Source organism: Blastopirellula sp. SH421 (genome assembly GCF_057808535.1).
In genome coordinates this window covers 3,809,510-3,822,254 of the sequence record NZ_CM173712.1, presented here as the reverse complement: position 1 = coordinate 3,822,254, position 12,745 = coordinate 3,809,510, and the positions used below count along the sequence as shown (strand labels likewise).

Genomic DNA, 12,745 nt, shown 5'->3' with positions numbered 1-12,745 from the left:
GGAGACTAGCATGCGTAATCGCGTGCGCATCAGAGCAGGCGAAGGTCGATGCAAGTCTTGTGATCTGGCAATTGTATTGGAGGCTGCAAAATGGGTTTTTCGGTTCGAGCTAAAAAGATAGTCGCCGAGTTGGCTGCCGGACAAAAACTTGGTGACATTAAGAAGCGTGGTAAAGAGATCAAAAAAGACCACGACTTAGCAAACGAACTTTGGTCGACAGGCGAATACTTCCCACGCCTGCTCGCCACCCTGATCTTCGACAACAAGCTGCTGGCAGAAAGTGACATCGAAAAACTCGCATCGGATCTACTTACGCATGACGAGCGCGAACGCAATCAAATCAGTGATTGGCTTTTGGCGAACCAGCTAACCAAAAACAAGGCGATCGTTTCCCTGATGGAGACATGGCAAGACAATCCCTCGCCAGTGCTGCGTCGTTGGTTTTGGTACTACCAAGCTCGATTGCGTTGGATGGGAAAAACTCCTCCTCCAAAAAACAGTGCAATACTGCTGGAATCACTTGAAAACAGCATGAAGTCTGCCGAACCAGAGGTTCAATGGGCAATGAACTTTTGTGCCGGCTGGATCGGCGTCTTCGAACCCAAGTTGCGCCCGAGGTGCATCAAGCTCGGAAAGGAGCTTGGGCTCTACAAGAACGAACCAGTCTCTAAAAACTGCACCCCCTCTTATCTTCCCGAGTTTATTCAGATGGAAGTCGGCAAACGCGCCTGAGAGGTTACCGTTGTGTCTGTCTAACAATCGAGTAGTTCGCCGCAAGCATTTCAAAGAGTTTGTCCGTCTTGGACGTAACGCCAAACTTGCTGGCGAGACGAAGCCAGTAGGCTTTGCCGTTATTGTCGAGCCAATTAGGAGGCTGCATTGTCGACCCCTTGTTCGTGGCTCCACTTGGCTTGTCGCCAAACTCGGAAAATGCCAAGTAAGAACTTGTAAAGCAGTACGTCCTGCTCCGCTGCGTCCTGCTTGATGTGCTTCCACTCTTCAGCGCTGACGTTGTAGAGTTTCAAAGATTTGTAATCGTGCGTTTTATTGAGAGTATATAAGCGTCATATACTCAAAAACCGATTGCAAAAGTTGGAATACGCCAGCAAATCAGACGCCTATTACCCGCCTGATTTTCCCAGACTGCCCAAAATGGGGCTAAAAAATCTGCATTGGCTGGCAATTGGCAAAAAAGCCCTGTTGCCAGAAAAACGGCTAAATTCGTGCGTATTTTGGGGCTTATTCGGGCATTTCTTTGCTTTCCGCAAATGGGGATTTTGAGACACGATACTTTTGAAACAGACGCTCGAAGAAATGGACAATCAGTGGCTCGGCTTCTTCGCCTTTGTTCAGTTCGTCCCCACCGAATCGATATACTTCGTATCCTGCGAGTCGTAACGCCCGATCGTCTGATACCATTTCTGCATACAGCCTCGGAGCAGCACGGCCATTATGGGAGTAGTGTTGCTGTCCATCGATTTCAAGTACCACTCTGGCTCCATTGGGCAGTAGTAGCAAGAAGTCCATTCGCTGGCGGCTGAGTCGCTTTTCTCTAAGCTGTTTGGCTGTGTAAGGATCGTAGTGTAAGTAAACCTGCGGGATAAGGGCGGGCAAGTTGGAGCCATAGACTTCTCTTATTACTTTGAAATACGTCCGAAATAAGTTGGCTTCGCCCGGCGAAGTTCTTGCGTCGATAGACTTTCTTAGACGTTGGTAGAGTTGCTGCTCTAGCGTTAACTCTTGGTCCAGCTCGCATTTGTTTTGGAACCACTCGACTAGCTGCTGCCAAGTTAGGCCGTTGATTGCGGATATTGGCAAATCGTAGACCAAGCAATACTCTTCGTTCTCGACGATTTGAATGTCATTGTTTACTGCGTCTATTAAGACAATTTCGGGTTTGGGGCCATTCGCAGCAAAGATCAAATTCTTTGCTGTCCCGCCAACTCTATTGGCTACTTGAACGACACGATACACCGGATAGCCAGAGATTTGTTCACTGGCAATAAATTCTAGGCCATCGTTCCTGAGCAATTCGCCGATTGCCTGAATGTACGACTCCTGTGATGATCCTTTTCGGACCAGCGGATGCACTGCTAATTCCAGCACTTCTACAAGTTTTGCGTTGGACATGTCTAACAACTTGAGTCGTCCTAGCATGTCACAAAAGGTGTCGTCGTGGTTGCGTACCATGTGCTGAAATATTTCGTCCTGTGCCGTCACGCAACGCCTGTCCCAGCGGGAAGCCTCCATTTCATGGATTGGCCACAGCCTCCGAAAAAACTCAATGATTCCTAGTTCGCCCTCTATTGGCCCTAACGCTTCGATGCAATCCCAAATGCTATTTCGTGTTATCTCAGTAAGTGGAAATGGCTGTGCCGGATCTAGTTCTTCAAGTTGCCGCAGCAGACTATCGCTGGGAAAAGACTCTTGAACGTCGATTGCCAGTCGCATTAACTTGTCCCTGTCGTATTCCTCAATTCGTCGAAGAACATACTTTGTTTTGCTCTTGTGGGCCTCCTCTTGTTCGGCCGCCAAATCATCACCGACTCGTAGGCCAATTGAAGCAGCAACCTTGGGGAGGTTGTAAGATTTGGTTGGATGTAGCGCGACGGCGATCAAGTTTCTTAACGTGTCTTCAACAGTCATGGCTTAGACGTGTTTGCGGAAGCGGCAATCTTGAATACAAACGGTTGGCTCTATTGGCCTTGTGCGGAAAGCCTATTATGGCACGTCTGGCATAGTGCCTGCCACCACTCTTGCCGCCAAAAAAATGGCTTTGTCCCCGTCGTGTGGTGAACGTCAGTCGCCGCCGTGATGCGTCCAGCGTCAAAGCAAAGGACGCAAAGCGGATTGTCTGCCAGATAGATTGCGGTAGATCGTCGCCAGCGATGGTTGTAAAGATGTTTCCAGGTTTTGCACTGTGCATAGCAGCGGTGCTTATAATCAACAACCTGTTAGCAGATTGGGCAGACTCGTTTTCGTGGACTTGGTATAGAGCTACTGTTGCTCATTTGAGAGGTAACCGCGCGGCTGGCTCACGCACGAGGAAGCACGCGATGCACGACCGTTGCGCTCCAGGCGTTGCCGCGTGTCGTTAGGTGGCCAACAGCTACGTCTCTTCGGCCGATAAGGCGGCTGCAGTTGTGGAGATTTTGGAAGGGACCGGACGCGAACCGTTTCACCGGCGTAGCTGTTAGCGATGCGCTCCAGGGCGTTGAGCATGGCTCGCGGGCCTTGATGTTCCTTTGAGAAGCTGGACGTGCGAGTGATCACACCTTCCAGATCAACGTCCGGCGGAAAATTCGGATGGACGATGATGCCAAACGCCAAGCCGCGATAGACGCCGATGGGAATGCGTGTTGGTTCCTGGCGCTTCAATCTCAAAAGGCGCGGCCTACAATACGCTTCGTTCCACCAATTGGGATCAAAGGAGCGAAATCGCGCATCGCATTTTTGGTTGTGCTAGCGAGAATTGAAGCGAATCCTTAAATGAAGATTATTCCAACAAGGGAGCACAAAAGGGGATATAGCCCGGGGCGTAAAACGCCGCTTCGCCAGAGCCTGTAGAGCGCTGTGATGGGCCAAAGTCTGGTCGCCTAGTATCGCTCGGCATCCGTTCCAGCCTATATTCAACTCTTTCGCTCCTTTTGCAAGCGAGCGCTGCGTGCAAGTTCCGCACATTACCAAGAGTTTTTTGCGATTGTTATCATGGAGAAGGTTTTCCGAGCGAGAATCTCCTACCAATCGTGAAGATGAGCAACCGCTTCGCGCGGAACTGTTCAGCGCCGATCAGCTTGAACGGCACGCCAAGGCGATCGCCGCGGCGCACCAATTGGCTTCGGGTCGGTCGCAAGACCAGTTGTTACCGCGGCTTGACGAAAACGCTCATATTCTGATCGAGACCTACGATCTAGTAACCGCGGCAGCGGCTCAAAATCGATCGATTGAGCCGGCTGCGGAATGGCTGCTTGATAATTTCTATCTGATCGAAGAGCAAATTCGGGCGATTCGCAGGCTGCTGCCTCCGTCCTATAGCAAACAATTGCCGCGGTTAGCCGATGGTCCCGGCGCCGGTTTTCCGCGCGTCTACGGCATTGCATTGGAATTAATCTCGCATGTCGATGGGCACATCGATTCGACCAGTCTGAACAGCTTCGTCGCTTCGTATCAATCGGTCGAATCGCTCATGCTGGGCGAATTGTGGGCCGTGCCGCTCATGTTACGACTCGCACTGATCGAGAATTTGCGCCGGGTCGCCGTGCGGATCTCATTGGCGCGGCGCGATCGTGATTTGGCAGGCGATTGGGCCGATCGCATGGTACACGTTGTCGAGCAGAATCCGACCGATTTGATCTTGGTGCTGGCCGATATGGCGCGAAATAATCCGCCATTGTCCGGAGCGTTTCTAGCCGAGATGACTCGTCATTTACAAGGGCAGAATCCCAACTTCGCCTTCGCCAACAGTTGGCTGGAACATCGTTTGGCGGATCAAGGTCTGACGACCGAGCAGCTAGTTCGGGCCGAAGGACGCGCTCAGGCGGCGGACCAGGTGTCGATCGGCAACAGCATCAACAGCTTGCGGTTTCTCGACTCGAACGACTGGCGAGAATTCGTTGGCAAGCACAGTCTGGTCGAGCAGACACTAGCCGGAGATCCCTCGGGTATCTATGGAGAGATGGACTTCGCCACACGCGATCGCTACCGACATGCGGTGGAGGGAATTGCTCGGCGCAGCAAATTTTCGGAGTACGCCGTCGCGCGTAAAGCGGTCCAACTGGCCGAAAATCACGCTCGCGAAGTTCCAGAAGAGCGCGCCTCGCATGTCGGATATTATCTGATCGATCGAGGGAGGCCTGTATTGGAGCGGTTGGTCGAAATGCGGCTCTCGCCGGTCGTTGTGCTCGACAAACTGATCCGCGGTTTCCCTCTCTTCTGTTACCTGGCCGTGAATAGTTTCGTGACGCTGTCAGCCGCAGGATTGTTCTTTTATTGGTTGCTGCGACACGATACGAGTGGACTGGTGATCGGACTACTTGTGCTGCCGGTTTTTCTTTGCGCTTCCAATCTCGGGATCGGAATCGTCAATTGGCTCACGGCGCAATTGATTAGCCCGCAATCGCTGCCGCGTATGGACTTTGAGCAAGGCATACCGGCTGAGCACCGCACTCTGGCGGCGGTACCGACCATGCTTACCAGCGCCGCAGGCATCGAAAATTTGATCGATGGCCTGGAGATCCGCTATCTTTCCAATCGCGAGGCATGTTTACACTTCGCGCTAGTGACGGACTTTGTTGATGCGGAGACGGCATCGACGCCTGAAGATGCAGAACTTGTTCGTTTAGCGCGCGAGGGAATTGAGCGATTGAACGAGAAGTACGCCGAAGTGCGCACCGATATTTTTCATCTATTCCATCGCCCACGTTCGTGGAATGCTCAAGAAGGCGTTTGGATGGGACATGAACGCAAACGAGGCAAGTTAGCCGATCTGAACGCGATACTACGAGGCCCGACGGACCGCTTTGCCGAGGTCGTCGGTCAAACGGCAATTTTGCGTAACGTGCGTTACGTCATCACGCTCGATACTGATACGCAAATGCCGCGAGACTCCGCTCGGCTGATGGTCGGTACGCTGGCTCACCGGCTGAACCGGCCCGTATTCGATACGGCGCGTGGTCGCGTCGTCGATGGCTATACCATTCTGCAGCCGCGCGTCGGCGTCAGTCTCACCAGTACGCAGCGATCACGGTTCGCCCAGCTTTATTCTGGAGATCCCGGAGTCGACCCTTACACGCGCGTCGTGTCGGACGTCTATCAAGATTTGTTCGGCGAAGGTTCGTTTATTGGCAAGGGGATCTATGACGTCGATTCGTTTGAGCAGAGTTGCGGCGTTTTTCCGGAAAACGCGATTCTCAGCCATGACTTGATCGAAGGAGCCTATTCCCGTTCGGCGCTGCTCAGCGACGTGATGCTTTACGAGGAGCATCCCTCCCGTTACGCGGCCGATATCTCACGTCGTCATCGTTGGATACGCGGGGACTGGCAGATCCTCGCTTGGGTGACGCCGTGGGCGCCAAGCCGAGCGGGAGCGTGGACGACCAATCCGATCTCCGCATTGTCACGATGGAAAATCTTCGACAACTTGCGGCGTAGTTTGTTACCGATCTGCATTGTGCTGACGCTGCTGATTTCCTGGTTTGCGTCGCCGAGCATCGCAGCAGCTTCCTTGGTGTTTGTCCTCAGCGCGATCTTGCTGCCGACGCTGTTCGATGCGGCGTCCGATTTGTTGCACAAGTCTCCGGATGTGCCGTTGCGGATGCATTTGCGATTGGCGATCCAAGCGATGGGGCGTCCGCTTGCGCATTGCATCCTCACATTGGCGTTTCTACCATACGAAGCGTATATCAGCTTGGACGCAATTGTGCGAACGCTGATCCGCATGATATGGACCAAACGCCGATTGTTAGAGTGGAAGACTTCCAGCGATTCAGAACGAGGCGCAGACGATAGTCTGGCCGGCGTGTTCTGCTCGATGTCGGTTGCGCCCCTACTCGCGGCGGCGACCTTTCTCGCGCTGCTGCTGTTTCAACGCGATGCATTCTTTTACGCTGTATCCTGGCTCGTGATTTGGCTTGCCTCTCCGCTGCTCGCTTGGCGCCTGAGCCAGCCGATTCTCAAAAGGACGCCGCGGCTTTCCGAGATTCAGCGGCATTTTCTCGAGAAGCTGTCGCGTAAGACGTTTCGCTATTTCGAGGACTTCTCCACTGCGGATAATAATTGGCTGCCGCCCGACAACATTCAGCTAAATCCGGAACTGGTGGTCGCTCCCCGCACGAGTCCGACGAATATCGGGATGGGGTTACTGGTTGATCTCGCCGCCTACGATTTTGGCTATTGCTCCGCCGCACAGATGTTAACGCGTACGCAGCGAACTCTAGACACGATGTATCGGATGGAGCGATATCGCGGGCACTTCTTCAACTGGTATGACACGCGTACGCTCGCCCCTTTGCACCCGCGCTATGTTTCGATGGTCGACAGCGGCAATTTGGCGGGCAACCTGCTGGTGCTCGGCTCCGGCTGCGCCGCCATGGAGGATGCTCCTCTGCTGCCGCCGCGGATGATCGGCGGCTTACGCGATACGCTGCGAGTCTTGCTGGAAGTATCTCAAGGCTTGGATGTCGCTTACGTCGACGCGGACGTACTTCGCAAGATGGAACGTCAAATTGAGGACCTGGATCAAACGCTCACTTCGCTGGACTCGGCTCATGCCGCTTTGGCTCGTTTGACCAAAATTGCGGCTGAACTGACCGCCGTGAGCGGTGGAAACGAAGAACAACAATGGTGGGCCAGCGCCTACAGCCAGGCATGCCAGGATCATCACCGCGACTTGTTACATCTGGCGGCTTGGGTCGCGTTACCCGCGCCTCCTCTGCAGTTGAGCAGTAGCGAGGATGGCGAACAGTTAGCGGAATTGATGAAGCGTTTGAATAGCGTTCCTACATTGCGTGAAGTGGTCGAGTTGGAAACCATCGCGATTCCGCTGCTGGATGCTGCGATCCAATCCGCGTCGCCGGAGATGACCATCTGGCTCTCGCAGCTGAAAATGGCGTTGAGCCAGTCGGCCGAGAATGTGCGACAGCGGATTGCGGAATTTCAAAAGGTCGCCGCACAGTCGATCGATCTGGCAGAAATGGATTTTAGTTTACTCTACAGTTCGACCCGCGACCTGTTCGCGATTGGCTATAGCGTCAGCGAGCATCGGCTGGATGCAAGCTTCTATGACCTGCTCGCTTCCGAAGCGCGACTTGCCAGCTTTATCGTGATCGCCCAGAACAAGTTTGGCCAGGAACATTGGTTTGCGCTGGGCCGGTTGTTGACCAGTGCGGGAAGTGCGCCGGCGCTCTTGAGCTGGAGCGGTTCGATGTTCGAATATCTGATGCCGCTGCTGGTGATGCCCAACTATGAAAATACTTTGCTCGACCGCACCTATCAGGCGGTGGTCCGCCGACAGATCGAGTATGGCCGACAGCGCGGCGTGCCATGGGGAATTTCTGAGTCAGGCTACAGCGCGATCGATCAACACAAAACCTATCAATATCGCGCCTTTGGAGTGCCGGGGCTCGGTTTGAAGCGGGGCCTAGCCGAAGATCTGGTGATCGCTCCCTATGCGAGCGTCCTGGCGCTAATGGTCGATCCAGAGTCGGCTTGTCGAAATCTCGAACGTTTGGCGGCCGATGGACAGCAAGGCGCGTATGGGTTTTTCGAAGCGGTCGACTATACGCCCTCTCGAATGCCCCCCGGAACCGATCGGGTCACGGTTCGTCAGTTCATGGCGCATCACGAAGGGATGAGCCTGCTGTCGTTGGCGTATTTGTTGCTCGACAAGCCGATGCAGCGGCGTTTTCAAGCCGACCCGATGCTGCGTGCGGCCGATCTGTTACTGCAAGAACGGGTTCCCAGGGCGACCGCGCCGGTCTATCCGCATGCCAACGAAGCGAATGCGACGCGGATGGTTTCGGCCGAAGAGTCAGGCAACATGCGAGTCTTCACCGATCCCAGCGCCTCGGCGATCGAAGCCCACCTTCTCTCGAATGGCCGCTATCACGTAGCGGTCACGAGCGCTGGCGGCGGATATAGCCGCTGGCGAGATTTGGCGATCACCCGTTGGCGCGAAGACGCCACAAAGGACGATTATGGCAGTTTCTGCTATGTGCGCGATGTTGAAAGCGGCGCCGTTTGGTCCAACGCGTGGCAACCGACGACGAAGCCGACCAAAGGTTACGAAGCGATTTTCACCCAAGCCCGGGCAGAATTTCGCCGCACCGACAGTCAGATCGAAACTTATACGCAAATCTGCGTTTCGCCAGAAGACGACATAGAACTGCGGCGGATTACGCTCACGAACCGCTCTGACTCGCCTCGCAAGCTGGAGCTGACAAGTTACGCCGAAGTCGTGCTTGCGACATTGGCTCAGGACGAAGCGCATCCGGCGTTTAGTAACCTGTTTGTGGAGACGGAGCTTGTGCCAGAGCACACGGCGATCTATTGTACGCGTCGTCCCCGCTCGGCCGAAGAGGAGCCGCCTTGGATCACGCATATGATGACAGTGCGCGGCAAGACGGTCGGCAAGCCCTCCTACGAGACCGATCGGATGCGGTTTGTCGGTCGTCAGCGAACGCTCGCTTCGCCTGCTGCGCTGCAAAGCAAAGGGGCCCTTTCCAATAGCGCCGGCTCTGTTTTGGACCCGATTGTTTCGGTCCGCCAAACGGTTCTTTTGCAACCGAATGAATCCATAAGAATTGACATCGTGACCGGGGCCGCCGCGACGCGTGCGGAGGTCCAATCGCTGACCGAAAAATACGCCGACCCAAGTCTCACGGATCGCGTCTTCGACGTCGCTTGGACGCATAGTCACATTTTACTAACGCAGTTGAACGCCTCGGAAGCGGATGCCCAGGTTTACGGTCGGCTGGCTAGCTCGATCATCTACGCTTCGGCGCTGCATCGCGCCAAAGCAAACATTCTCGCGCTCAATCGTCAAGGCCAGTCGGGGCTGTGGGGGTACGGCATCTCTGGAGATTTGCCGATTGTACTTGTCCGTATACGTGACCACGAAAGAATCTCAATCGTGCATCAAGCGGTCCAAGCCCACGCCTATTGGCGAATGAAGGGGCTCGCCGTTGATCTGGTCGTCTGGAACGAAGACGATTCCGTCTATCGACAGACGCTGCAAGACGCGATCATGGATCTGGTCGCCGCCAGCCCCGAAGCGTCGCTGATCGATCGACCCGGCGGAGTTTTCATACGTCGCGGCGAGCAAATGTCGGATGAAGACCGCGCGCTGCTTCAGACGGTGGCGCGAGTTGTGCTACTCGATGATGCAGGCTCCCTCGCTGAGCAAGTCGAACGCCGTGGGCGCGCCCCGATTTCGATCCCGCATCTCAAGCCGACCCGAGCGCCAGACGTGGCGACGGCTACCGACGAAACTCCCGACCGCGATCTCGCCTTTTTCAATGGCCTGGGAGGATTCAGTCACGATGGTCGCGAGTATGTCACCACTTTGGCGCCGGGACAAACCACGCCTGCTCCTTGGGTCAACGTGATCGCCAATTCTCAATTTGGCGCCGTCATCTCCGAAGGAGGAAGCGCCTACACTTGGGCGGAGAACAGCCATGAATACCGACTCACTCCGTGGCACAATGATCCTGTTTCCGACGTCAGCGGCGAAGCGATCTATATCCGCGATGAAGAAACCGGAAATTACTGGTCCCCCACGCCGTTACCGGCGCGGGGAATCAATTCCTATGTCGTGCGTCATGGATTTGGCTATAGCATTTTTGACTACTCGGAAGATGGGATCACGACGGAACTATGCGTCTATGTCGCTACCGAAGCTCCCGTAAAAATCTACAAACTAAAGATTGCGAACCACTCTGGAAGGCGACGGCAACTTTCGGCGACTGGCTATTGGGAACTGGTTCTCGGCGAAACCCGCGGCAAGTCGCTAATGCATATCGTGACCGAGATCGATCCGGCAAGCGGTGCGATTCTGGCGCGTAACGTCTACAACCCTGAGTTTGGAGACCGGATAGCATTTGTCAATTGCAGCGAGTCCAATCGCACTTGTACCGGCGATCGCACCGAGTTTATTGGCCGCAATGGCAAATTGGCGAATCCCTCGGCGATGCGCCGAGTTCGACTCTCGGGCCGTGTCGGCGCCGGCTACGATCCTTGCGCTGCTCTTCAAGCTCCGCTCACGCTAGAAGAAGGACAAGAGCGGACGATTACGTTCACTCTGGGCGCAACGGTCGGGGCCAATGAAGCCAAATTACTGTCGCAAGAGTATCGCAGTGTCGATCGCGCGCACCGAGTGATTGAAGAAGTTTGGCATTATTGGAGTCGGACGCTCGGCGTGATTCACCTGGAGACGCCTGATCCGGCGATTAATTATCTCGCCAATGGTTGGCTCGTCTATCAGACGCTCGCCTGTCGCATGTGGGCGCGATCCGGCTTCTACCAGTCAGGCGGCGCATTCGGCTTTCGCGATCAACTGCAGGACGCAATGGCGCTGGTGCATGCCCAACCGCTGTTGTTGCGCGAGCATTTGCTGCGGGCTGCGGCGCATCAGTTCCGCGAAGGAGACGTCCAGCATTGGTGGCATCCACCCGGCGGTCGCGGAGTACGCACGCACTTCTCTGATGACTATCTGTGGCTTCCACTGGCGATCTGTCGTTATGTCGAAAAGACCGGAGACACAGGCATACTCGACGAAACAGTACCCTTCCTCGCAGCACGCCCCTTACGGAGCGATGAAGAATCGTGTTACGACCTGCCGCAAGTCTCCGATGATATCGGAACGCTCTACGAGCATGGGAAACGAGCGATTGATCGCGGCCTGAATTTCGGTGTGCATGGCTTGCCACTGATGGGATGCGGCGACTGGAACGACGGTATGAATCTTGTCGGTCAAGAAGGTCGCGGAGAAAGCGTTTGGCTGGCGTTCTTCCTCTACTATGTACTGGAGCAGTTCGCCCAATTGGCGCGACGGCAGGGAGACCTGGCGCTAGCCGATCGTTATACGCTTGAAGCCGGACGACTACGGGGGAATATCGAAGAACATGGGTGGGATGGCGAATGGTATCGTCGCGCTTACTTTGACGATGGCACGCCGCTGGGCTCTGCTAGTAACGAAGAATGCCAGATTGACGCGATCGCCCAAAGCTGGTCGGTGCTGTCCGGCGGCGGGACGCATGGTCGCCCTAAGATCGCGATGGAAAGCGTCAATCGTCGACTCGTTCGCCGTGGCGCCCGCTTGATCTTGTTGCTCGATCCGCCGTTCGACAAATCGGATCTTAATCCCGGCTATATCAAAGGCTATGTGCCGGGCGTCCGAGAAAACGGTGGACAGTACACGCATAGCGCAATCTGGACCGTAATGGCCACGGCCGCGATGGGAGACAGCGAGCGCGCCTGGGAGTTGTTCTCACTGATTAACCCGATCTCGCATGGCGCCACGCCTGAAGAGATCGCGACCTATCGCGTTGAGCCGTATGTCGCGGCTGCCGATGTCTATGGAGTCGCGCCCCATACCGGCCGCGGAGGGTGGACCTGGTACACTGGATCCTCGGGTTGGATGTATCGGTTGATTATCGAATCATTACTTGGACTGCACTTGGAAGTCGACAAACTGCGGATCACTCCGTGTCTGCCGGCGGACTGGACCTCGTTCCAAATTCACTATCGCTATCGCGAAACGTTCTATCACATCACGATTCACAATCAGGGCGCTGGCGCAACGGTCTGCCGTATGACCCTGGACGGGGCAGATATCCACGAAGACTTCATTTCGCTCGTCGATGATCAGTGCGATCATGAAGTGGTGGTCGAGTTGGCTACAATGCATCTCGGCGACCAGCACGACGGAAACTGAGAACTACTTTTTCTTGGCGTCGCGATAGATAGGCATTGATTCCAGCGTAAATACCGGACCAAACGAAAAAAGCCAGCTTGGGGGCTGGCTTGGGTAGTCGAGTTAATCGCTTCTTGATGTTGTGATTGGCTACAAATCTTGCTGCCAAAATCGCCAATTGGCTACAGGGCGAAAATCAGTGAAATTGGCTACAGCTTTGCGTCCTCATTCATCGTCATGAAATAAGGACTTATTTAGTCGGGGTAACAGGATTCGAACCTGCGACCTTTTGACCCCCAGTCAAACGCGCTAACCAGGCTGCGCTATACCCCGTGG

General features: G+C 54.9%; 4 protein-coding genes and 1 tRNA gene. 2 read left to right on the top strand and 3 right to left on the bottom strand.

All coding sequences use genetic code 11. From position 1 onward, the window contains the following. Positions 1 to 90: 90 nt before the first annotated feature. Positions 91 to 732 (top strand): DNA alkylation repair protein, encoded by a 642-nt coding sequence (locus tag SH421x_RS15585; protein ID WP_488850246.1) that lies wholly within the window; start codon positions 91 to 93, stop codon positions 730 to 732. A gap of 134 nt (positions 733 to 866) precedes the next feature. Here SH421x_RS15585 and SH421x_RS15580 read toward each other — a convergent pair whose 3' ends face one another. Next, positions 867 to 1,025 (bottom strand): hypothetical protein, encoded by a 159-nt coding sequence (locus tag SH421x_RS15580; protein WP_488850245.1) that lies wholly within the window; start codon positions 1,023 to 1,025, stop codon positions 867 to 869. Positions 1,026 to 1,239: 214 nt separating this feature from the next. Then, on the bottom strand, positions 1,240 to 2,646 hold the full coding sequence (locus tag SH421x_RS15575) for an AbiJ-related protein (protein WP_488850243.1): 1,407 nt from the start codon (positions 2,644 to 2,646) through the stop codon (positions 1,240 to 1,242). A 1,018-nt stretch (positions 2,647 to 3,664) separates the two neighbouring features. On the opposite strand from SH421x_RS15575, the gene SH421x_RS15570 reads away from it, so the two are divergent. Next, on the top strand, positions 3,665 to 12,430 hold the full coding sequence (locus SH421x_RS15570; RefSeq protein ID WP_488850242.1) for a GH36-type glycosyl hydrolase domain-containing protein: 8,766 nt from the start codon (positions 3,665 to 3,667) through the stop codon (positions 12,428 to 12,430). 237 nt (positions 12,431 to 12,667) lie between these two features. Here the strand turns inward: SH421x_RS15570 and SH421x_RS15565 are convergent. Continuing rightward, positions 12,668 to 12,742 (bottom strand) — tRNA-Pro (locus SH421x_RS15565). Positions 12,743 to 12,745 lie beyond the last annotated feature (3 nt).